This is a genomic window from Rahnella aceris (assembly GCF_011684115.1).
Classification (GTDB): domain Bacteria; phylum Pseudomonadota; class Gammaproteobacteria; order Enterobacterales; family Enterobacteriaceae; genus Rahnella; species Rahnella aceris.
This window is the reverse complement of the sequence record NZ_JAADJV010000002.1, coordinates 576,224-599,244: the sequence shown is the minus strand read 5'-3', so window position 1 is coordinate 599,244 and position 23,021 is coordinate 576,224. Positions and strand designations below refer to the sequence as shown.

Here is a 23,021-nt window from a genome sequence, read left to right as displayed (position 1 = left end):
CTCACCTGCGTCTGGCTGAAATTCATAAAAACAAGAGTCTAAGGAAAGCATGGAAATCTTCTTTACCATTCTGATTTTGATTCTGGTGGTGTCGCTCTCCGGTGTCGTCACCAGAATGTTGCCATTTCAGGTTCCTCTTCCATTAATGCAGATTGCCGTCGGTGCTTTGCTGGCGTGGCCCAATTTTGGCCTGCACGTGGACTTCGATCCGGAACTGTTTCTCGTCCTCTTTATCCCGCCGTTGCTGTTCGCCGATGGCTGGAAAACCCCGACCCGTGAATTCCTCCACCACGGGCGCGAAATTCTCGGGCTGGCGCTGGTGCTGGTGCTGCTCACCGTCGTCGGTATCGGTTATCTGATTTATATGATGGTGCCGGATATTCCGCTGGTGGCCGCGTTCGCGCTGGCTGCGGTGCTGTCGCCGACCGATGCCGTGGCACTGGGCGGCATTGTCGGTAAGGGCCGTATTCCTAAGTCGATCATGAGCGTGCTGGAAGGTGAAGCGCTGATGAATGACGCGTCCGGTCTGGTGTCGCTGAAATTCGCTATCGCCGTGGCGATGGGCACGATGATCTTTACCGTCGGTGGTGCCAGTGTTGAGTTCCTGAAAGTCGCGATTGGCGGTCTGATGGCCGGTGTGGCGGTGACGTGGTTGTACAGTAAATCGCTGCGCATTATGAGCCGCTGGAGCGGTGATGATCCGGCGACACAAATCGTGTTCCTGCTGCTGTTGCCGTTCGCGTCTTATCTGATTGCCGAACATATCGGTGTGTCGGGCATTCTGGCCGCTGTGGCTGCAGGGATGACCATCAGCCAGTCCGGCATTATTCGTAATGCACCGCTGGCGATGCGTCTGCGTGCGAACAGCGTCTGGGCGATGCTTGAGTTCGTGTTCAACGGCATGGTGTTCATCATGCTGGGCCTGCAATTGCCGGGCATCCTTGAGAACTCAATTGATCAGGCGACACACGACCCGTCTATCGTGACGTGGCACCTGTTTGCCGATGTCGGGATTATCTACTTTGCGCTGCTGATCCTGCGTTTCGTCTGGCTGTGGGTGATGAAGAATTTCAGCAACCGTTTCCTGAAAAAGAAACCGCTGCTGTTTGGCAGCTACAGTACGCGTGAACTGTGGGTGGCGTCTTTTGCCGGTGTGCGCGGAGCCATTACGCTGGCCGGTGTGTTGTCGATTCCGTTATTCCTCGCCGATGGTTCGGCGTTTCCGTCGCGTTATCAGCTGGTGTTCCTGGCGACCGGCGTCATTCTGTTCTCGCTGATTGCCGGTGTGATTGCCTTGCCGTTCCTGCTCAAAGGCGTGGTAGTGGCGGATGGTACCGCTTATCGCGAAGAAGAGCGCATGGCGAAATCGGTCGCGGCGGAAGTGGCGATTGAAAGCCTGCATAAGATGGAAGAGCGTCTGGCGGCGGATACCGAAGAAAATATTGATGAACAGACGCTGAAGGAAATCAGTTCGCGGGTTATCGGGACGTTACGGCGACGCACGGCCAACCGCGATGATATGGAAACCGCGCTGAAGCTGGAAAATCTCGAGCGTCGCTTCCGTCTGACTGCGCTGCGCGCTGAACGTGGTGAGCTGTATCACCTGCGTGCCACGCAGAAAATCAGTAACGAGACGCTGCAAAAACTGCTGCATGACCTCGATTTACTTGAAGCGCTGCTTGTCGAAAAAGAAGTGTAGTTTCTGTCAGAAATGAAAAAACCGCGTGCGCTGCCAGGTTCACGCGGTTTTTTATTGGCTATTTCCAGTAGTCGCGGCACAACGTGATCCACGCCTGTGCACTGTGCGAGAGATAGCTGCCCTGATGCCAGATCAGCCCGAGCTGCCACGGCATCAGCGGATCCAGTGGCAGCCACATCAGCGCATTCTTATCCAGCCGCTGACAGACAGGTTCCGGCAAAATTGCCACACCCATACCGGTTTGTACCATCGCCGCCAGGAAATCCCACTGCCCGCTGCGCGCCGCAATTTTTGGCGTAAAGCCGTGTGAGGTAAAGGCATCCATCAGCTGGCGGTACAGGGCAAAATCTTCGTTATAAATCAGGATGCTTTCTTCAGCCAGATCACTGAACCCGATGCGCGTGCGGTTCAGCCAGTGCGGCGTGCGCGGCACCACAACGCACAGCGGATGACTGAACAGCAGCAGTGAGGCGATAGAAGGCACGGCGTCAGCGGGCAGGGCAGTCAGCGCCAGATCCAGCTCGCCGGAAATCACAGCCTGTTGCACGGTCAGCCCGCCAAACTCGGAAATAATCAGTTCAATGCCGGGATATTGCTGGCGGAAGCTGCCGATAAGTGGCGCGATTTGCGTCCCGACCATCGGCGGAATACCCAGCCGCAGATGACCGGATTTCAGCGAGTTAATGTCTTCCAGTTCCGCTTCAAGCTGGCGGAATTCCTCAAGGATATTCAGGCCACGCTGATACAACGCCTGACCGCTGTCGGTCAGGTGTAAACGCCGTCCTTCGCGGACAATCAGCGTGCATTCCAGTTCTTCTTCCAGATGACGCAGCATTTTGCTGATCGTTGGCTGGGTGACGAACAACTTTTCCGCCGCGCGGGTAAAGCTCTGCTGGCGAACCACTTCGACAAAATAGCGTAAGGTACGGACGTCCATGGGCTGATGTTTCCCCGGTCAGATCGGCGAGTTACAAAGTATTCCAAACTGGAATCATTTTTATGATTTTAATTCATTTCTTTACCGGTTTCCTGCCAGCGTATACTTCATTTTCACACTTTTCCCTCTTTCGAGGTCGTCCCCATGTTGTTGGCGTTGCGCACTAAAGCGCCGTCCCTGCTGATCCGTTGTCAGATCCCTGTTCAGGTGGTGTTGTACGCGGTGTTATTCGTTATCGCTGATCGTCTGGTCACTGCGTTACATCTGCCGTTACCCGCCAATATTGTCGGGATGCTGATGCTTTTACTGCTGATTATGTTGCGTATTTTGCCTGTGAAATGGGTGAAAGCCGGTTCCCGCTGGTTGCTGGCGGAAATGCTGCTGTTCTTCGTACCAGCCGTGGTGGCTGTGGTGAATTACGCCCAGTTGCTGATGATCGAAGGCTGGAAAATCTTTCTGGTGATTGGGATCAGCACGATGCTGACGCTCGGGGCGACCGCCGTGGTTGTCGATAAAGTGTATCGTCTGGAGCAGCGTCTGGCGGCAAGGAAGGCGAGCCGTGACTGATTTACTGATCAGCATGTTGTGTTTTGTGGTCACCCTCGGGTTGTATTACGGCAACAAAAAACTGTACCGCCAGAAGCGCACACTGCTGCTGATGCCACTGGTGTTCACGCCGATTGTACTGGTGATTTTGCTGGTGGTGACGCACACGTCGTATCAGGATTACCTCGGTGAGACGCACTGGTTGTTATGGCTGCTCGGGCCGTCAACCATCGCGTTTGCGGTGCCGGTTTACGAGAATATGGCGGTGATCCGCCGTCACTGGATGTCGCTGAGTGCGGGCGTGCTGACGGCGATAGTCGTTGCCGTCGGCAGTTCCGTCTGGCTGGCGCGCATGCTGACCCTGCCCGAAGAAATCCAGCGTAGTCTGGCGGTACGCTCTATCACTACGCCGTTTGCGCTGGCAGCCGCGAAACAAATGGGTGGCCAGCCTGATCTGGTCGCGTTGTTTGTGGTGATTACCGGCGTATTCGGCATGGCGGTCGGGGATATGCTGTTTCTGCGTCTGGCGGTAAAAAGCGGCCTCGCAAAAGGTGCCGGTTTCGGTGCGGCGTCGCACGGAGCGGGTACGGCGAGAGCTTATGAACTGGGTGCGGAAGAAGGCGTGGTATCGAGTCTGGTGATGATGCTGGCAGGGGTTGTCACTGTGGTGATTGCGCCGGTGATCGGGGTGCTGATGTGGTGATGATCTTTTGAAAAAGATCTGAAACATTAGGGTCAAGACCTTGGGTTGCCACCCAAACTGGCCTTAAGGGCGGCTTATCGCCGCCGCCCTTAAGAATCCCGGGCTCTTTTACTGCACGCTTCGCTCGCTGGCTATGTTTCAGGTGCCGCAGCGATAGCCGCAAAATTCCGCCGCTGCGCGGTGCCCTCCGTTCGGGTTACAACCCGCGCAAAAAGACGCGCGGTTTTCCACCTCTCCTCCGGCGGTATTTTAGAACCGGCCTCAACGTTAACTTCACAACCTCACCATCCCCTTTTGGGCGGTTTCGGCGCAGCGCGATAAGTGATCACCGCTAATGAGAAACCGAAATTTTCACCGTTCCGTTCAGATGCCGGTCAAGCTGCGGCCTCAGCTCAGTGAATCACCTGTGACAAGAACTCCCGCGTCCTCGCTGACTTCGGATTGGCAAAGAACTCCAGCGGCGGGGCCTGTTCCACGATCTCCCCGCGATCCATAAAGATCACCCGGTCGGCGACCGTTCTTGCAAAGCCCATTTCATGCGTTACACACAACATGGTCATGCCTTCTTCCGCCAGCGTGATCATGGTGTCCAGCACCTCTTTCACCATTTCCGGATCGAGCGCAGAAGTCGGTTCATCAAACAGCATAATTTTGGGCTTCATACACAGCGAGCGGGCGATCGCCACACGCTGTTGCTGACCGCCGGAAAGCTGGCCGGGGAATTTATGCGCATGCTCGGCGATACGGACACGTTTCAGGTAATGCATCGCCAGTTCTTCGGCTTCTTTCTTTGGCATCTTACGCACCCAGCAGGGTGCCAGGGTGCAGTTTTGCAAGACGGTCAGATGCGGGAACAGGTTGAAATGCTGGAACACCATACCGACTTCGGTGCGCACGCGTTCGATATTGCGCAAGTCGTCGTTCAGTTCGGTTCCGTCCACCACGATGCGCCCTTGCTGGTGCTCTTCCAGATGGTTAATGCAACGGATGGTCGTTGATTTCCCCGAGCCGGAAGGGCCGCACAACACGATACGTTCACGCGGTTTCACGCTCAGGTTGATGTCTTTCAATACGTGGAACTGTCCGTACCACTTATTCACGTTTTCCAGCGTGATCATCATATTTTGGTTTTCAGTGACTTGATGGTCGCTCATGGTTTACCTCAGTGTGCGGAACGTCCGGTGTGAAAGCGTCTTTCCAAGTGCTGGCTATAACGCGACATGCTAAAACAGAAAATCCAGTAGACGGCGGCGGCGAAGACGTAGCCTTCGGTTGACATGCCCAGCCATTCAGGGTCGACGGTGGCTTGCTGGACGCTGCTGAACAAATCAAACAGGCCGATGATGATCACCAGACTGGTGTCCTTAAACAGCGCGATAATAGTGTTGACCAGACCCGGTATCACCATTTTCAGTGCCTGCGGCAGAATGACTAAGCCTTGCGTTTTCCAGTAGCCGAGCGCCAGTGATTCGGCGGCCTCCGTCTGGCCTTTCGGCAGCGCCTGTAACCCGCCGCGCACCACTTCCGCGACATACGCCGACTGGAACAGCACCACACCTACCAGCGCACGCACCAGTTTGTCGATACTCGTCCCTTCGGTCATAAACAGCGGCAGCATCACCGAGGACATGAATAGCACGGTGATAAGCGGCACGCCGCGCCAGAACTCGATGAAAATCACCGACAGAATACGCACGACAGGCAGGCTTGAACGCCGTGCCAGCGCCAGCATAATGCCCAGCGGTAACGCACCGGCAATGCCGACAGCGGCAATGATCAGCGTCAGTGTCAGGCCACCCCACTGACGGGTTTCGACGCGACTCAACCCCAGGAAACCGCCGTACAGCATGATCCAGGTGAAAATCGGGAAGAGCACCATCCAGCAGGCGATATAACGTCCGCGGCGTGGCATGGCTTTAAAGAAGATCGGTGCAAGGGTCAGCAGACCGACGATCAGTGTGACGTTGATGCGCCAGCGTTGATCGAACGGATACAGCCCGTACATGAACTGGCCGAAACGTGCGTGGATAAACACCCAGCACGCGCCAGCTTTGGTGCAGTCAGTGCGTGCCGTGCCAACCCAGTTGGCCTGGAAAATAACCCAGTTCAACAGCGGAGGGATCAGCAGCCACATCAGCCATAAACAGAACAGCGTCAGCAGGCTGTTAAACCAACTGGAGAACAAATTTTTACGCGCCCAGAGCACGGCCGTTCCGAGTGGCGTTCCGGGTTTCACGGCTCTGACTCCCGGAGGAAGTGTTGTCATTGTCATGGGATTCCCTTAACGCTCGACCAGCGCGATACGCCGGTTGTAAATGTTCATCAGGAAGGAAATTGCCAGGCTGATGATCAGGTACACCGACATCGTAATAGCAATGGTTTCAATTGCCTGACCGGTCTGATTGAGCACGGTACCGGCGAACAGCGACACCATATCCGGATAGCCAATTGCAGCCGCCAGAGAGGAGTTTTTCACGATATTGAGATACTGGCTGGTCAGCGGTGGAATGATCACCCGCATGGCCTGCGGCAAAATCACCTGACGCAACGTGACAGGATTCGGCAATCCTAACGAACGGGCGGCTTCATGCTGACCGTGTGAGACAGACTGAATGCCGGATCGGATCACTTCGGCGATAAACGTTGAGGTATAGACCGATAATGCCAGCGTTAACGCCGCCAGTTCCGGGATCAGCACCATGCCGCCACGGAAGTTGAACCCGCGTAGCGCAGGCACGTCCCAGTGCAGCGCAGGCCCGAAAATCAGGTGCGCCAGCGCCGGAAAGACAACCAGCATCACAATCGCCCACGGCCAGATATGCCAGATCCGGCCGGTGTGGATCTGGCGGAAATGGTTGTAGCGTTGCAGCGCGATGATGCCAAAAATCGCCAGCAGCACGGCGATAAAGCCCGCCAGACTGCCCGGTGCCAGTTCCGGTGAGGGCAGATACAGGCCACGGTTACTGACGAAAGCCAGGTCAAAAGCATTCAGACTCTGACGCGGTCCCGGCAGGTTACGCAGTACGGCGAAATACCAGAAGAAGATTTGCAGCAGCGGGGGAATGTTACGGAACGTCTCGATATATACCGTCGAGACTTTGCGAATCAGCCAGTTATCGGAAAGGCGTCCTAAGCCGATAATGAACCCGAGAATCGAGGCAAAAACGATACACAGCGCGGAAACCAGCAGCGTATTCAGCAGACCGATAACAAATACGCGGGCGTAGGTGTCACCTTCCTGGTAATCAATAAGATGCTGAACAATGCCGAAACCGGCACCTTTTTCAAGAAACGCAAATCCCGAGGTGATCCCTCGTGTAGTCAGATTGGTAATGGTGTTGTGGAGCAGGTAACCCAAACAGGCTACCAGCAACACCACCGCGAAAATTTGATAAATCCAGGCTCGTACGGCTGGGTTGGTCAGCGATAACGAACCTTTTTCGGTTGGGCGTTGCGACATAGTGAATGGCCTTTAGCAATCTTTCACCGGGAAGTGATGCACCGGGGAACGACCGGTGCATCAACATCCTTAAACACTTTTCAACTTCATGAAGAAAGGATATTTAGCGAACTGGAGGAGCGTATTGGATCCCGCCTTTATTCCACAATGCGTTCTGGCCACGTTTGATTTTCAGCTCGCTGCCCTGACCGACGTTGCGTTCAAAGCTTTCGCCGTAGTTGCCGACCTGTTTAACGATTTTTACTACCCAGTCATTAGGCACTTTCAGGTCAGCACCGTAAGTCCCGGTTTTGCCCAGCAGGTTGCTCATATCAGGTGTCGTCGGGTTAGCCGCCAGCTTATCCACGTTCTGAGAGGTTACGCCCATTTCTTCAGCGTTCAGCATCGCGAACAGTGACCAGCGGACGATCGCCAGCCAGTCTTCGTCACCACGACGAACTACCGGACCCAGAGGTTCTTTAGAAATCACTTCCGGCAGAACGATGAATTCGTCTGGTTTGCCGAGTTTGATACGCAGTGCGTACAACTGAGACTGGTCAGAGGCCAGGGTGTCACAACGACCTGAGTCCAGCGCTTTCGCACTTTCGTCCGAGCGGTCGAAGGTGACCGGGGTGTAAGTCATTTTGTTGGCTTTGAAGTAGTCAGCCACGTTCAGCTCGGTATCCGTACCGGCCTGCAGACAGACCGTTGCGCCATCGAGTTCTTTCGCGCTTTTCAGGCCCGCTTTCTGGTGAGTCAGGAAGCCGATACCGTCGTAGTAGTTTACGCCAGCGAAAATCATGCCCATGCCCGCATCGCGGGAAGAGGTCCAGGTCGTGTTACGTGACAGGATGTCCACTTCGCCAGACTGCAGCGCGGTGAAACGCTCTTTGGCAGTCAGCGGGGTATATTTCACTTTCTCAGCATCACCAAACACGGCAGCAGCCACCGCACGGCAGACGTCAACGTCGATACCGGTGAATTTGCCTTTGGAGTCAGCGTAAGAGAAGCCTGGCAGGCCGTCGCTGATACCGCATTGAACAAATCCTTTCTTTTTAACGGCATCCAGAGTGGTACCTGCATGAGCCTGACCAGCCAGTGTCACGAAGCTTGCTGCGGCAATCAGTGTTGAGAGCAATATTTTTTTCATAAAGCGTCCTGTGAGACAAAACTGAAAATTATTATTGTGTAAGTGCCGGAGCACCCTGTCTGTTTATGGGGCAACGCCCTCTGCACCTGTCTTTGCAAAGGGAGTGCCAACATGAAAAACGCCCCATCAATCAAGTCATGTAGAGGAATTGCACAGTAACATTGACGAGGCGTATAAAATTTATTGCCCCGTTTCAGTGCGCGGTCAATGTGGCTGCGTTAAATGAGTGCGGAATATTTCAATATTGGAGTGCAGATCGCGCTGTTTGCAGCGAAGTGAAATGTGCATTCATATTTGGAAAAAAAATGAGGCAAAACGATGAGTAAATCTCTCAGACCAGGCGTTCTGAGAGAGATGTTGGCATGACGGGATTTAAAACAGGGGACATTATCAGTGCAGCGGAGAAAATAGAGTGACTTATTTGGCCTGATCTTTACTGCCTTTGATCAGTTTACGCGCCGCCGCAATCTGGTCATTGTCCGGCGTTTTAGGTTTGGCTTTGTTGAGCGCAGAACTGAGGCCTGAGCGCCCCCAAAGGTCAAAGCTGTCATCCTCTTTGAGATGGTCAAAGATAGAAGGTGTCGCGTCGGGTTTTTTAGCCATAAAGATTACAGATCTCTTATTGGATGCAATGAATGAAAAAAGCCCGACGCGGTGGCATCGGGCTACTGTTTTATGGCCTCTGGCGCTTATCGATAAAGCGAAGGCGCACCCGCCGGGCGGGTTTTAAAGCGGCGATGCAGCCAGAGATACTGATCCGGCGCACGCATAATTTCTTTTTCGATCACGCGATTCATGTAGGCTGCTGCCGCCATTTCATCGTCGATCGGGTAATCCTGCAACTGGGGCTGGATAACCAGTTCATAACCCGTACCGCCTGCTTTACGTACCAGCACAACGGTCACCAGCGCAGGTTTTGCCAGACGCGCCAGCATAAAGGTTCCGCTGGTAGTTGCGGCCTGATCGACAGCAAACAGTGGCGCAAATACGCTGCCACGCGGGCCGTAATCCTGATCCGGCGCAAACCAGACAGCTTCGCCTTTTTTAAGCGCGTGAACCATACCGCGTAAATCTTTGCGATCGAGCATCGCCTTGTTAGACCGCATACGCCCCCAGGTCTGCACAAATTCCATCGCTTTATTATTGTGCGGGCGATACATCGCCATCATCGGCTGACATAAGCCCATCGCGCGGCCGCCTAATTCCAGCGACATAAAATGCACGCCAATCACCAGCACGCCCTGTTTGTTTTCCTGCGCCTTTTTCAGGTTGTGCAGGCCGCTGACGTCAAACCAGCGTTTAACACGGGCATCCGACCAGAACCAGGCCATGCCGGTTTCCAGCAGGCCCATGCCAAGGGATTCAAAGTTGCTGATGATGCGCGCTTCGACCTGATCAGCGGGGAGATCCGGGAAGCACAATTGCAGGTTACGGCGCGTTATCGACACACGACGTTTCAGGAAACGCATGGACGTCCGGCCCAGCCAGATGCCGAGACGGTTTAACACCGGATAAGGAAGCTGAACCAGCAGGAACAGTACGCCAAGGCCAAACCAGGTCAGCCAGTAACGTGGATGTAAAAATGATGCGCGAAAGCGAGGAGAATTCATAAAAGCCCAATCATCTGCATAAAAAACCGGGGTAACGCGTCAGGGGTTAGCTCAGTCGCGATACGAATTGTCTGTTAAAGAGTGGGACAACATGCGGGTGTAAACGTTTCCGAAAGCACATATATTGACTCACTTTTACTTTATCAAGACACAATTAAAAGGCGGGATCGCGAAGCTGAAGGGCTGTCCGTAGGCGTTGAGCGGGGCGAATTCGACTCTTGCCGTGAGTATAACATGTCGTGTGATCTAACCGCAGAGGGTAATTGTCCGATAAACGCACTCTTTACTGTTTATTTACGTGTGGGTTTAGACAATAAAATGAAAACACTACGGAAAGAAGGCATTAGCATTCAGACGTCGCGATATCCACCACATGATATTTCAGCATGCTCCGCTGGCGAAACATGCTGAAAGGGAATATCAGCGATACAGCGGGTTGCTCATCACAGAGTACCGTCCACTGCCATACAGCGCGATCACGACGGCGGCCATGAAGTAATAGACGATATCTTCAATCGCCCAGGCACCGACCGGGGTGAGTGCAAAGGTGTGATGGATACCGACCATCATCCACGCAACAATCATTGTCGCTGCGGCAGACAGCGCGGCGAGTCGGGTGAAAATCCCCAGCATCATCATAATCGGGGCGATCACTTCGCCTATGATCACGCCGTAGGCGACAAATGCCGGAATACCATAGCCTGCCAGCATGCCCTGAATACCGCCCAGACCGTCATGCAGCTTATGCCAGCCGTGAAAAATCAGCAGTCCATAGGTGATCCGTAACAGCAAAATCGCCAGATCAGGTTTGTTCAGTGCTGCGGTAAAACGAAGATAAAGTTGCTTCATCAGAGTGACTCCCGGAGACGTTTTATTGTCCGTCTAAGGTAGTGCTTAATCGCTGAATGCAGGAGATAATTATTCTCATTTGGGTTGATCTGGGTTAGGTTTTGCGCAGATTTTGGGGTAAAGGTCTACGGGCAAAGCAGAAAACAAAAAGGCGCTCCCCTTGCGGAAAAGCGCCTTTTTAAGACATCGACTGATTAGTATCAGTTCATGCCGTATTTTTTCAATTTCTTACGCAGCGTACCGCGGTTGATACCCATCATCAGGGCCGCACGAGTCTGGTTGCCACGGGTATACTGCATCACCATGTCTAACAGTGGCTGTTCAACTTCAGCCAATACCAACTCATACAGGTCATTCACGTCCTGACCATTCAATTGAGCAAAATAGCCCTTAAGTGCTTGTTTTACCGAGTCACGCAGGGGTTTTTGGGTTACCTGATCCTGAGAATTAACGGTAGAAACGGTCAGTACGTCAGAATTCACGCGTTGTTCGAACATAGTTCTGTCAGCTCTTTTTTGTTACGCAAGATTTTCGAAATATGCTTCCAACGCCTCCAGCTGTTCGCTGGCATCCTCTATGGCGTTGAAGGAGCGCCGAAACTGGTCATTTGGGGCATGCTCCTGGAGATACCAGGAAACATGCTTACGGGCGATACGGAATCCCTTGCCTTGACCGTAAAAGTCGTGCAATTCCCGTACGTGCCCTATTAACAAGCGCTGAACCTCACCCATAGGAGGTGGAGGTAACAGCTCCCCTGTGTCCAGATAATGCTGGATTTCCCGGAAGATCCAGGGTCTCCCCTGAGCGGCACGTCCTATCATCAGAGCATCAGCTCCGGTGTAGTCGAGCACCGCTCTGGCTTTATGCGGGTCAGTTATGTCGCCATTCGCGATAATCGGAATGGAAACACTCTGCTTAACTGTCCGAATACTGTCGTACTCTGCTTCTCCATTGAAGAGACAGGCACGGGTTCGGCCATGAATAGTCAGGGCCTGAATTCCACAGTCTTCAGCCAATTGGGCAATTTGTACACAGTTACGGTGTTCCGGTGCCCAACCAGTACGAATTTTCAACGTGACTGGCACATCTACCGCCTTAACAACGGCAGTCAGGATTTGTTTCACCAAATCCGGATACTGCAACAATGCAGAACCTGCCAGTTTGCGGTTCACTTTCTTGGCCGGGCAGCCCATATTGATATCAATGATTTGCGCACCGCTTTCCACGTTAATTCGTGCAGCAGCCGCCATATCTTCGGGGTCGCAACCGGCAATTTGCACGGCGCGGATCCCCGGTTCATCGTTATGTACCATGCGCAAACGTGACTTATCCGTCCGCCACACCTCCGGATTGGAGGAGAGCATTTCAGATACTGCCATTCCAGCCCCCATCGCATGACATAAGGCACGAAATGGTCGGTCAGTGATACCGGCCATCGGGGCCGCAATCAGGCAATTTGTAAGCTGGTGGTGTCCGATGCGCATGAACTAGGAATGACCATACTGATGTCCGCAAGGGCGCGTATATTACGCATTTTCGCTGCGATATGAAAGGCCAAACTTTGAGCAATTTGATAAGAAAATGTCTTGTCAGCGCTGAAGTTCATGACGATTTGTTTTTTTATCGTGGTTTTACATTGAGTTATGTGACTTCGGTCAAATTGTGCGCTTGGGCAAATTCCTAATAACTCTCTGAATCATCCGGTTATAACAGTTGATTCTAAGGGGAGATCTGACGTTTTAAGCAGCAACAACCACAAAATTCTGTGATGCAGATCGTCTTTTGGTTAAAAAGTGACTCATTTTCAGAAAGGTGAACAAACAAGACAAAGAGATGCAGAAACAGATTCTGCACCTTAATCTGCAGTACGGAATTACTCTGCCACTACCACGCGGCCATGCAGTCCTTGTACCGGGCGATTGTTCGCATGATGCATCGCATGCTGGAATTTCTTCAACTGCGCCTCAGACAGCGTCTGAGGTTGTTTAACGACCAGCCAGCGAACGCCTTCTGTACAAGGTGGCGTAGTCAGCGATCCGCTGAAACGATAATGCGTCAGATCGGTGGGCAGCAGGCCATCAAGACTGACTTTCTCTTTCAGCGTGACAGATTCGCCCGCTTTTTCCGGCATCTGTTGCCAGATTTTTTCCAGCTCGGCATTAGCTTTGCCGGTTTCAAACATTACGGCAATCACCGCAATTTCACCGTCAGCATCCATATGAACAAAATGCGCCTCCATCGGGAAAGATTTACCGTTGAGGGTATTTTCGCTCGGAGAGTGGAAGTGGAATTGCTGGAGGACGAATTTATCCCCGTCCAGCGTGGCAAAATCACCCTGCTGAACATTCACCTGCACGCTGTGGCCGTTATTAATGACATTCACCGGCGGTAACTGATAGCTGAGTTTAAGCGGGCGAGGGTGCACCTCTAACGCCTCTTTGATATCGATAGGCGACTGTGCTTTGCCCTGCTCGCACAGATGGAAGTCAGGGCTGAGTTTTGACCAGTTTTGCGGGGCGGCGTCGCCATCATATGACCAATGTGGCGCTTCGTTTGCGAAGGCGGGTTGTGCAGAAACTGACAGCGTAAGTGCAGCCAGCGCGGCAGACAATATTGTTCCTTTCAAGAGTTATCCCTTTCATTTGCTGAGTAATAAACCTTGCGAAGTGTAAGGGGTTTAGGCGGCAGGAGAAATACGGGAAAAGGCCGGAAAAGGATTTTGGGGGGAAACCCGCTCTTTCTGCACAAACAAACAGAAAAAGCGGGAGGCTGACATCAGGCTTTTTTAACACCGGTTATACGGCACCATTCTTCTTTCTCGGCCACCGGATCCAGTTCGAATTGGTCTTTATAGGCATCCGCTACGCTTTGCGCCTGGCTGGCCAGTACGCCGGAAAGCCCCAGATGGCCACCTGCTACCGGCAGCACGCTGATCAGTGGCGCCAGTTCGCGCAGAGGGCCTGCGAGAATATTGGCGACCACCACGTCGGCTGACAGGTTATCAGGCTGGTCTTTCGGCAGATAAAGCGACAGACGCTCTGATACGCCGTTACGTTCGGCGTTATCGCGGCTGGCCTGAATCGCCTGCGGATCGATGTCGATCCCAACCACGTGTTTTGCACCCAGCTTCAGCGCGGCGATCGCCAGAATGCCGGAACCGCAACCGAAGTCGATCACGGTTTTATCGGTCAGATCCAGACTGTCGAGCCATTGCAGACACATCGCGGTGGTCGGGTGGGTGCCGGTACCAAACGCCAGTCCCGGATCCAGCATCACGTTCACGGCATTCGGATCCGGCACATCGCGCCAGCTCGGGCAAATCCACAGACGTTCGCCAAAACGCATCGGGTGGAAGTTATCCATCCATTCGCGTTCCCAGTCTTTGTCTTCCAGTTGTTCGATTTTGTGCACGAAACCTTTGCCCAGCAGAGGTTCGTTTTCCAGCATGGCGATCACTTCGTCCATGTCGGTTTCCGCATCGTACAGGCCGATGGCGTCGGTATCACCCCACAACAGGGTTTCGCCCGGCAGCGGTTCGAAGACCGGATTATCGTGGGTGTCCTGGAACGTTACGGACACGGCGCCACTTTCGATAAGCGCGTCGCTCAGCGTTTCCGCGTCGTTACCGGTGGTATTAATTTTCAGTTGGATCCAAGGCATAGCCATTCTCTTCTTAACAATCTGTAAAATCAGTGCCGCCCGATCAGGACGGCTTGAGTACGTTTTCGCGTGGCTGTTTACCAAACTTATTGCCGGTATAAAACGCCAGCAGGCTCAGCAACAGCGACGGCACAATCGGATGCAGACCGGCAATATGCAGGTCAATACTGGCGAGCAGGGTATAACAAACCGCGCCAACAATCATTGAGCTCAGTGCGCCCGTGGCGTTCGCCCGCTCCCAGTACAAACCGAGCACCAGCGGCCACAGGAACACCGCTTCCAGCCCGCCAAACGCCAGCAGGTTCAGCCAGATAATCATTTCCGGCGGACGCCATGCGGCCAGTAAGACCAGTAATCCCAGTATAAAGGTGGCCCAGCTTGAGAAGCGTTTTAACTTGCGCTCGTTAGCCAGTTGTTCCGGTTTAATACCGAGGTACAAGTCTTTAACGATAGTCGCAGATGATTGCAAAAGCTGCGCGTTGATGGTCGACATAATGGCGGCCATCGGTGCCGCGAGGAAAATCCCGGCGGCGTAGGGCGGCAGCACGGTGATCATCAGCGTCGGGATCACCTGATCGGGAATTTTCAGATCAGGTAAAATGGCACGCCCCAGCGCACCCGCCAGATGCATACCAAGCATCAAAATGGCGACCACGATAGTGCCGAGCACAATGCCACGGTGTACCGCTTTGCTGTCTTTGTAGGAAATACAGCGCACGGCGGTATGCGGCAGGCCAATCACGCCAAAGCACACCAAAACCCAGAAAGAAGCCATAAACGGCAGTGAAAGGACGTCATCCCCGCCATGCACGGATACCAGTTTCGGGTCGATTTGCTGGAGCTTATCCACCGCACTGTGCAGGCCACCCGCCGCGTGAATGACAGCGATCAGGAGTAAAATGGTGCCGAGCAGCATCACCAGTCCCTGCATGGCGTCATTGAGCACGCTGGCACGAAAGCCGCCAAACGCGGTATACAGCGCGATGCTGATGCCGAAAATCAGCAGTCCGGTGTCGTAAGGAATACCGGCTGCTGTTTCCAGCAGGCGTGCACCACCGATGAACTGAACGGTCATCGCGCCCAGAAATGCCACCAGCAGACTCAGGCTTGCCAGCCAGACCAGCAGACGGCTCTGGTAGCGGGCAAACAGCATGTCGTTCAGCGTGACCGCATTATAGCGGCGCGCCAGAATGGCGAATTTTTTACCCAGTACGCCGAGTGAAAGCCAGACGGCAGGCAACTGAATCATTGCCAGCAATACCCAGCCAAGGCCAAATTTGTAGGCGGCACCGGGGCCGCCGATAAAGGAACTGGCACTGATGTAGGTGGCGGTCAGGGTCATGGCCAGCACGAAGCCGCCCATGGAGCGGTTGCCGAGGAAATATTCAGTCAGGAAGTTGCCCTGCTCGCGGCGGGTATATGCATAAACAGACAACCCGAAAACCAGCAGCAAATAGGCAATCAGTGGCAATAAGACTTCAGTCTGCATGACTGTCCTCCAGCGGAATATCGCGGTAAATCACGCGAACCATCAGCCAGCTTAAAAGAACGAATATCAGCGGTACCAGCAGACAGGCCATTTCGAACCAGTGCGGCAGGCCGGTGATGCCCTGTTTATCGTCAGGAATATAGGCGGCAAAACTCCATGCCAGCAGATAAGCAATCGTCAGCCCAAAAGCCCATCGGGCTTCACGGTTGGCTTGTAAGAAACGTTTGTCCAACGCCATTTACTTGTCTCCCCTCAAAACGTAAAAAAGGCCGGAATATCCGGCCTTGATAAGAGAGTACGCAACGGTACGGTCTTTTTTATTTTTCCTGCAAACCGAGTTTTTTCTCAAGATAGTGGATGTTAGTGCCACCATGCTGGAAATTCTCGTCGTCCATAATGCGCATTTGCAGTTCAATGTTGGTTTTGATGCCGTCGATGATCAGTTCTGCCAGCGCATTTTTCATGCGGGCAATGGCCACTTCACGGGTTTCACCGTAAGTGATCAGTTTACCGATCATGGAATCGTAGTACGGAGGCACTGTGTAGCCTGCGTAAATGTGCGATTCCCAACGAACACCGAAGCCGCCAGGTGCGTGGAAACGGGTGATTTTGCCTGGGCTTGGCAGGAAGGTGTTCGGGTCTTCCGCGTTAATGCGGCATTCCACCGCATGGCCTTTGACTTTCACTTCGCTTTGTTTGATCGACAGTGGCTGGCCGGACGCAATGCGCAGCTGCTCTTTGATCAAATCCACACCGGTGATCATCTCGGTAACCGGATGCTCAACCTGGATACGGGTGTTCATTTCGATGAAGAAAAACTCGCCGTTTTCATACAGGAACTCGAAAGTACCTGCGCCACGGTAGCCAATATCCACACAGGCTTTGGCACAACGTTCGCCGATGAAACGACGAAGATCTTCCGTGATGCCCGGTGCTGGCGCTTCTTCAACGACTTTCTGGTGACGACGCTGCATGGAGCAGTCACGTTCAGCCAGATAAACGGCGTTGCCCTGACCATCAGCCAGTACCTGAATTTCCACGTGACGTGGATTTTCCAGGTATTTTTCCATGTAAACCATGTCGTTGTTGAAAGCTGCTTTAGCTTCCGCACGGGTCATGTTGATGGACTGTTCGAGGTCTTTGTCGCCGCGTACAACACGCATACCACGACCGCCGCCGCCGCCAGAAGCTTTGATGATGACCGGATAGCCGATACGTTTTGCGAAGGCACGGTTTTGATCCATGTCATCGCCCAGCGGGCCGTCAGAGCCAGGTACACAAGGTACGCCAGCCGCTTTCATCGCCTGGATCGCAGAAACTTTGTCACCCATCAGGCGGATAGTTTCAGCTTTCGGGCCGATGAAGATAAAACCAGAACGCTCAACCTGCTCTGCAAAATCGGCATTCTCGGACAGGAAACCGTAGCCCGGGTGGATAGCCACCGCACCAGTGATTTCCGCCGCAGCGATGATGGCAGGGATGTTCAGATAGCTTTTTACTGAAGGTGCAGGACCGATACAGACGGTTTCGTCTGCCAGCAGCACGTGTTTCAGGTCACGGTCAGCGGTAGAGTGCACAGCAACGGTTTTGATGCCCATTTCTTTACAGGCACGCAAAATACGCAGAGCAATCTCGCCGCGGTTCGCGATAACAATTTTATCTACCATGGTACGCCTCGTTATTCGATGACGACCAGCGGCTCGTCGAATTCAACCGGTTGGCCGCTTTCTACCAGAATTGCTTTAACAACACCGGATTTGTCTGCTTCGATTTGGTTCATCATTTTCATCGCTTCAACGATACACAGGGTATCACCGGCGTTCACTTTCTGACCCACTTCGATGAAGGCTTTAGCGTCCGGGCTTGGCGTACGGTAGAAGGTGCCTACCATCGGTGAGCGAACGATATGGCCACTGATTGCAGCCGGAGCTGCTTCTGCAGGCGCAGCTGCTGGCGCAACCGCAGCAGCCAGACCTGGCTGTTGTTGTACAGGCATAGCGTAAGCTTGTTGCATCATAGGATAAGCCTGCGCAGGTGCAGCACGGCTGATACGTACTGATTCTTCGCCTTCAGAAATTTCCAGTTCAGAAATGCCTGATTCTTCAACCAGTTCGATCAGTTTTTTAATTTTACGAATATCCATGGGTGTGATTCCGTACTCTTTTTGCGTAGAAATTAGTGGGTTTTTGACAAGCGGTTAACCGCTGCCTGTAATGCAAAGTGGTAGCCATCTGCGCCAAGTCCGCAAATAACGCCCACTGCGATGTCGGAAAGATAGGAATGGTGCCGGAACGCTTCGCGGGCATGTACATTCGACAGATGGATCTCGATAAACGGAATCGACACCCCCAGTAATGCATCGCGCAGCGCCACGCTGGTATGGGTAAAGGCCGCGGGATTGATCAGGATGAAATCGACATTTCCGCGTGCCTGATGAATACGTTCAATCAGGACATGTTCTGCATTGGATTGCAGATGGCTCAGTGCTACATCAGCAGCAGCAGCCTGCACTTCCAAACCTTTAACAATATCGTTGAGCGTGGTGTGTCCGTACGTTTCAGGCTCACGGGTGCCTAACAAATTCAGGTTAGGACCGTTCAGTAGCAAAATGTCAAACTTATGCGCCATTGTGAGCCTATCTCCGGCAATTAGACAAAGATTGTAGAAAATACCCTGATGTCACCGGTTTGTCACCTATTTCGCGGCAAATCGGCCCGTCTCTTCGGCATGAGGTCGGGCATTATAATGATATCGTGGCAATTCGCAGCTAAATACTGGTCTTATCAGCGAAGATAATCAACCCTCGGCCGGTCAACGTGGGTGCAATTGTCGAAATTATGAGGGGCAACCGGGCCAAAAGTTCCACGGCTTATCGCAGCCACTGGCGGAATTTTTTATAACGGAATGCCAGCAAGATGACGGCAAGTATTGCGTAAATCACCGGTTGTGGCGACAGCACTTTTACCGACCAAAGGTAGTGGATCGGCGCAAGTATGGCGATGAGATAAATGAAGTTGTGCAACTTTTGCCAGGTTGATCCCATTTTGCGTTGTGCCCACACGGTGGAGGTGCAGGCCAGTGCCAGCAGCAGGATCCAGCAGATGATACCGAGGGTGAGATACGGGCGCGATATCAGTTCACTTCCCAGCAGGCGGATATTGTTGATCCCAAGCTCCAGGAATGAATAGCTGAGAAGATGCAAGGTTCCCCACGCAAAACACCACAACCCCAGCAAACGGCGCGTGCGGATCAGTAATGGCTGTTTGCCATAGCGTGCGACGGGCGTGACCAGTAATGTCACCAGCAAAAATTTCAGAGTCATCCTACCGGTAAAATGCTGAATATCTTTGGCGGGATCGGCGCTGAACCCGCCCTGATTAATCGAAAGCACAATCCAGAAAAAAGGCAAAATGGCGCAAAGATAGATGATCACTTTCAACCCGGTAATATTGGCAGGGCTTAAACGACGCATAACTGAACCGCCTCTTCCTTAATAGAACTTACGTAAATCCATACCGTGATACATCGATGCTACCTGCTCGGCATAACCATTGAACAGCAATGTCGGCTGGCGTTGCACGTCGAGTAAGCCGCCGGAACCGATAAACCGTTCCGTTGCCTGCGACCAGCGCGGGTGATCCACATGCGGGTTCACGTTGGCGTAAAACCCGTATTCGTTGGAGGCAATCTGGTTCCAGGTTGTCGGCGGCTCATCTTGAGTAAATTTGATGTTCACGATGGATTTGATGCCTTTGAAACCGTACTTCCACGGAATGGTCAGGCGGATGGGCGCGCCGTTTTGTGGCGGAAGTGCTTTACCATAAACGCCGACCGTCATCATCGCCAGCGGGTTCATCGCTTCATCTATACGCAATCCTTCAACGTACGGGTAATTCAGTCCACCGCCGATAAACCGGTCTTTCTGCCCCGGCATATGTTCCGGGTCATATAAGGTAGTAAACGCGACATAACGCGCTTTGCTGGTCGGTTCGGCAAGTTTGAGAATCTCACTCAGCTGAAAACCGATCCACGGCACCACCATCGACCAGGCTTCGACGCAACGCATCCGGTAAATACGTTGCTCAAGCGGGAAGCGCTTCATGATGTCATCCATATCCAGCGTCATCGGTTTAGCAACTTCGCCTTCTATTGTTAATTTCCACGGCGAGGTAACCAGTTGCCCGGCGTTGGCGGCCGGATCAGCTTTATCCAGCCCGAATTCATAGAAATTGTTGTAGCCGGAAACTTTGTCCTCGGGGGTCAGTGTCAGGTCATTTTGATAAGCAGCGGGTTTGGTGAAATCCAGCGGTTTACCGGCGGGCGCGGCAGGGCGGTCATGGCCTTTGAACCAGGAAAGGATATCTGCGCGTGCATTTTGGGGAACAGCGAGTGCCGCGGCACTGATCCCCAGTGCCTGTAAAACTTTGCGCCGGTCATAAAAAATACTTTCGGGTGTGACGTCTGCTTCGGTTAGTTTGCGGGGTTTGAACATAGCCTTCTCCGGCATTCTCATTTTCGTGATTCATTTTTATGGTTATAAACAAAGCATGGCGTGAAACCGGACGCTTTGCGAGATATCACGCTAAAAAAGCGCATTTTGCCGCAGACATTGAGGAGGCGCTTACCATTTATATAAGAATTACGAATTGATTGGTTTTTGTGTTGCTATGCTATGAATGTATGCGAATGACTCTTTCGAAAATTTCTCCTTTCATCGCATTTTTCTGTTTTATAGTAGCGGCGTTTTTTCGTGGCAAGCTCAGAGAAAGGGTTTGTTTCCCCCTCACCGTAGCGAGTAAGGCACAGGGATGCGATTTACTACCAGACTATCGGCACTGATAACGATGTTAGTTGCGCTGGCAATGTTACTGATGTTGCTTGGCGTCACTTTCAGCTTTATCTATCTGAACAAACAAGATACCGAACAACATCTTCAGGCACTTGCCACGACTTATGATCAGGCATTACTGACGCATCCCCCCGCAGATGCCCAACGCTGGATGCCTCAGGCTATGCGTATGCTTGATGTCACGGATATCGAAGTCAAACTTGATAACACCACCGTTTTTGAATACCACGAGCGTCCGGATGTACACCGCTCGTGGGACAGCGTGATGCCGGAATATGACACTGCCATTATCCCGCTGATGCACAACCACGCCATGTCGCTGCACATTTCCTATGTTGATCCTGTCAGCAGTTACATCCGCTCCCTGCGTTCTACGTTCACGATTGGGATCGCCATTCTGGTCATGCTCGCTATGCTGCTGCTCAGTTTTCGCTGGTTACGTCAGGAAACGGACGGTGTGGAAAAGCTGGAAGACCGCGCGGTCAGAATATTACGCGGCGAACGAGAAGGGCTGTCCGGTCATGTGGGCGAATGGCCGCATTCTGCCAGCAGTGCAATAGATCGTCTGCTAGGGGATCTGAATGAAGCACGTGAGCAGCGCAGCCGCGTGGATACCTTGATCCGTGCTTATGCTCAGCAGGACGCGCAAACCGGCCTCAGTAACCGCCTGTTCTTTGATAATCAGCTTGCGACGCAACTGGAAGAAAAGGGTGCGCACGGTGTGCTGATGTTACTGCGCTTGCCGGATTTCGACACCATGCGCGAAACGCACGGTCAGGCAGTGGTCGAAGAACTGCGTTCGGCGATGGTGAATTTGTTATCGACGTTCGTGATGCGCCATGTTGATGCGCTGCTGGCACGTTATTTCCACAGTGATTTTGCCGTGCTGTTGCCACACCGCACCTTAAAGGAAGCGGAAGTGATGGCCTCACAATTAGTCAATGCGCTCGGCGTCCTGCCGACCTCGTCGCTAATTGACCGCGATGCGCTGATGTACATCGGTATCAGCGCCTACCGTTTCGGTCAGACGCCGGATCAGGTGATGGACATGGCCGAGCAGGCGACGCGACATGCGGCGTTCCAGGGCAGTAACAGCTGGTTTATCTATGATAAAAATGTGCCGGAAAAAGGTCGCGGCAGCGTGCGCTGGCGGACCCTGCTGGAAAACACGCTGGCGCGCGGCGGCCCGCGCCTTTATCAGAAGCCCGCCTTCACCCGGGACAACAAACCGGATCACCGTGAGGTGCAGCGGCGTGTCTTCGACGGCGAGCAGGAACTGCTGGCTGCGGAGTTTATCCCGCTGGTGGTTCAGTTCGGGTTGTCGCAAAGCTTTGACCGGGTCATGTTAAGTCAGATTATTCCGTTACTTAACCGTTGGCCGGATGAAACGTTAGCATTTCACCTGACGGTTGATTCATTATTGCAGCGCTCATTTGTTCGCTGGCTGCGCGATACCTTGCTGCAGTGCGAAAGAACACAACGAAATCGAATTTTGATTGAACTTGCTGAGGCGGATCTCTGTCAACATACCGACCGCCTGCGTCCTGCGATCAGATTGTTACAGGGTTTGGGCTGTCGTCTGGCCGTTTCGCAAGCCGGACTGACGGTGGTCAGCACCTCCTATCTGAAAACTTTCCCGGTGGAGAGAGTTAAGCTTCACCCGGGGTTAGTGCGTGATATTGATAAAAGGGTTGAAAATCAGCTCTTTGTACAAAGCTTACTCAGTGCGTGCGAAGGGACTCAGGCGCTGGTATTTGCCTCTGGCGTGCGCACAAAAGAGGAGTGGGCTGTCCTGCTGAAAAGCGGGATCCACGGCGGGCAGGGCGATTTTTTTGCCGGTCCGGAGCCTGTTGAACCGGTCGGTAAAAAATATTCACACAACCGCGATGTTTAAGTGACCGTTAATGCATTATTTAACGTAGAATGAGCCAGCTTTTGACCTACGCCCTTGTCTGGTTTCCGGTGTTTGTACTCAGACCGCAGATGGATGGAAGATGTTGGTAAAAGTGTAAGAATTTATGTGTGGTGTTGCTACTTCGCCTGGGTGCCTGCCCGAGGTAAACCGAGCCTGCGAGACAGAATTATTTCGC

General features: G+C 53.0%; 23 protein-coding genes. 4 read left to right on the top strand and 19 right to left on the bottom strand.

The features are described from left to right. The first annotated feature begins 49 nt into the window (after nucleotides 1-49). Complete coding sequence (locus GW591_RS15105; RefSeq protein ID WP_013577313.1) at nucleotides 50-1,699, top strand: Na+/H+ antiporter; 1,650 nt, start codon at nucleotides 50-52, stop codon at nucleotides 1,697-1,699. Nucleotides 1,700-1,757: 58 nt separating this feature from the next. Here the strand turns inward: GW591_RS15105 and GW591_RS15100 are convergent, their stop codons facing one another. After that, on the bottom strand, nucleotides 1,758-2,636 hold the full coding sequence (locus GW591_RS15100; protein WP_166860906.1) for a LysR family transcriptional regulator: 879 nt from the start codon (nucleotides 2,634-2,636) through the stop codon (nucleotides 1,758-1,760). Nucleotides 2,637-2,780: 144 nt separating this feature from the next. Here GW591_RS15100 and GW591_RS15095 point away from each other — a divergent pair, with 144 nt between their 5' ends. Beyond that, nucleotides 2,781-3,203, top strand: coding sequence for a CidA/LrgA family protein (locus tag GW591_RS15095; RefSeq protein ID WP_112151063.1), 423 nt, complete (start codon nucleotides 2,781-2,783; stop codon nucleotides 3,201-3,203). Beyond that, a complete protein-coding gene (locus GW591_RS15090; RefSeq protein ID WP_166860902.1) occupies nucleotides 3,196-3,885 on the top strand; it encodes an LrgB family protein in 690 nt (229 codons plus the stop codon). The genes GW591_RS15095 and GW591_RS15090 overlap by 8 nt, the downstream gene beginning before the upstream one ends. Before the next feature lie 392 nt (nucleotides 3,886-4,277). On the opposite strand, the gene GW591_RS15085 is transcribed toward GW591_RS15090, so the two are convergent. The 18 genes from GW591_RS15085 to msrP all read right to left on the bottom strand — a co-directional run bounded on the left by GW591_RS15085 (nucleotide 4,278) and on the right by msrP (nucleotide 20,574). After that, nucleotides 4,278-5,039 carry an amino acid ABC transporter ATP-binding protein gene (locus tag GW591_RS15085; protein ID WP_013577309.1) on the bottom strand — a complete coding sequence of 254 codons (762 nt, stop codon included), beginning with the start codon at nucleotides 5,037-5,039 and terminating at the stop codon, nucleotides 4,278-4,280. An 8-nt stretch (nucleotides 5,040-5,047) separates the two neighbouring features. Further along, nucleotides 5,048-6,157 (bottom strand): amino acid ABC transporter permease, encoded by a 1,110-nt coding sequence (locus tag GW591_RS15080; protein ID WP_041673173.1) that lies wholly within the window; start codon nucleotides 6,155-6,157, stop codon nucleotides 5,048-5,050. 9 nt (nucleotides 6,158-6,166) lie between these two features. Further along, nucleotides 6,167-7,345: an amino acid ABC transporter permease gene (locus GW591_RS15075; protein ID WP_013577307.1), complete on the bottom strand. Its 1,179-nt coding sequence runs from the start codon at nucleotides 7,343-7,345 to the stop codon at nucleotides 6,167-6,169. Nucleotides 7,346-7,448: 103 nt separating this feature from the next. After that, nucleotides 7,449-8,474 carry an amino acid ABC transporter substrate-binding protein gene (locus tag GW591_RS15070; RefSeq protein ID WP_013577306.1) on the bottom strand — a complete coding sequence of 342 codons (1,026 nt, stop codon included), beginning with the start codon at nucleotides 8,472-8,474 and terminating at the stop codon, nucleotides 7,449-7,451. A gap of 417 nt (nucleotides 8,475-8,891) precedes the next feature. Then, the gene (locus GW591_RS15065) at nucleotides 8,892-9,077 is read right to left on the bottom strand and encodes a hypothetical protein (protein ID WP_112151061.1); all 186 of its coding nucleotides are present in this window, start codon (nucleotides 9,075-9,077) and stop codon (nucleotides 8,892-8,894) included. An 86-nt stretch (nucleotides 9,078-9,163) separates the two neighbouring features. Further along, nucleotides 9,164-10,084, bottom strand: a complete 921-nt coding sequence (gene lpxP, locus GW591_RS15060) for a kdo(2)-lipid IV(A) palmitoleoyltransferase (protein WP_013577304.1) — start codon at nucleotides 10,082-10,084, stop codon at nucleotides 9,164-9,166. 420 nt (nucleotides 10,085-10,504) lie between these two features. Continuing rightward, complete coding sequence (locus GW591_RS15055) at nucleotides 10,505-10,936, bottom strand: DoxX family protein (RefSeq protein WP_370447499.1); 432 nt, start codon at nucleotides 10,934-10,936, stop codon at nucleotides 10,505-10,507. 197 nt (nucleotides 10,937-11,133) lie between these two features. Further along, nucleotides 11,134-11,430: a DNA-binding transcriptional regulator Fis gene (gene fis / locus GW591_RS15050; protein WP_004097144.1), complete on the bottom strand. Its 297-nt coding sequence runs from the start codon at nucleotides 11,428-11,430 to the stop codon at nucleotides 11,134-11,136. A gap of 21 nt (nucleotides 11,431-11,451) precedes the next feature. Then, entirely contained in the window at nucleotides 11,452-12,417 is a 966-nt protein-coding gene (gene dusB, locus GW591_RS15045; protein ID WP_013577302.1) for a tRNA dihydrouridine synthase DusB, read from the bottom strand. Nucleotides 12,418-12,806: 389 nt separating this feature from the next. Next, nucleotides 12,807-13,559 (bottom strand): carbonic anhydrase, encoded by a 753-nt coding sequence (locus GW591_RS15040; RefSeq protein WP_225444940.1) that lies wholly within the window; start codon nucleotides 13,557-13,559, stop codon nucleotides 12,807-12,809. Between the two features lie 149 nt (nucleotides 13,560-13,708). After that, nucleotides 13,709-14,593, bottom strand: coding sequence for a 50S ribosomal protein L11 methyltransferase (prmA, locus tag GW591_RS15035; protein ID WP_015690531.1), 885 nt, complete (start codon nucleotides 14,591-14,593; stop codon nucleotides 13,709-13,711). A gap of 43 nt (nucleotides 14,594-14,636) precedes the next feature. Then, nucleotides 14,637-16,082, bottom strand: coding sequence for a sodium/pantothenate symporter (panF, locus tag GW591_RS15030; protein ID WP_015690530.1), 1,446 nt, complete (start codon nucleotides 16,080-16,082; stop codon nucleotides 14,637-14,639). After that, complete coding sequence (locus tag GW591_RS15025; RefSeq protein WP_015690529.1) at nucleotides 16,072-16,314, bottom strand: YhdT family protein; 243 nt, start codon at nucleotides 16,312-16,314, stop codon at nucleotides 16,072-16,074. The genes panF and GW591_RS15025 overlap by 11 nt, the downstream gene beginning before the upstream one ends. An 85-nt stretch (nucleotides 16,315-16,399) precedes the next feature. Then, on the bottom strand, nucleotides 16,400-17,749 hold the full coding sequence (accC, locus tag GW591_RS15020) for an acetyl-CoA carboxylase biotin carboxylase subunit (protein ID WP_013577297.1): 1,350 nt from the start codon (nucleotides 17,747-17,749) through the stop codon (nucleotides 16,400-16,402). 11 nt (nucleotides 17,750-17,760) lie between these two features. Then, nucleotides 17,761-18,225, bottom strand: coding sequence for an acetyl-CoA carboxylase biotin carboxyl carrier protein (gene accB / locus GW591_RS15015; protein ID WP_013577296.1), 465 nt, complete (start codon nucleotides 18,223-18,225; stop codon nucleotides 17,761-17,763). Nucleotides 18,226-18,257: 32 nt separating this feature from the next. Beyond that, on the bottom strand, nucleotides 18,258-18,710 hold the full coding sequence (gene aroQ, locus GW591_RS15010; protein WP_013577295.1) for a type II 3-dehydroquinate dehydratase: 453 nt from the start codon (nucleotides 18,708-18,710) through the stop codon (nucleotides 18,258-18,260). A 241-nt stretch (nucleotides 18,711-18,951) separates the two neighbouring features. Continuing rightward, nucleotides 18,952-19,554: a protein-methionine-sulfoxide reductase heme-binding subunit MsrQ gene (gene msrQ, locus GW591_RS15005; protein ID WP_013577294.1), complete on the bottom strand. Its 603-nt coding sequence runs from the start codon at nucleotides 19,552-19,554 to the stop codon at nucleotides 18,952-18,954. A gap of 18 nt (nucleotides 19,555-19,572) precedes the next feature. Next, complete coding sequence (msrP, locus tag GW591_RS15000) at nucleotides 19,573-20,574, bottom strand: protein-methionine-sulfoxide reductase catalytic subunit MsrP (protein ID WP_112151057.1); 1,002 nt, start codon at nucleotides 20,572-20,574, stop codon at nucleotides 19,573-19,575. 316 nt (nucleotides 20,575-20,890) lie between these two features. Between msrP and csrD the strand changes: the two genes are divergently transcribed. Continuing rightward, the gene (gene csrD / locus GW591_RS14995) at nucleotides 20,891-22,825 is read left to right on the top strand and encodes an RNase E specificity factor CsrD (protein ID WP_013577292.1); all 1,935 of its coding nucleotides are present in this window, start codon (nucleotides 20,891-20,893) and stop codon (nucleotides 22,823-22,825) included. Nucleotides 22,826-23,021: the final 196 nt, after the last annotated feature.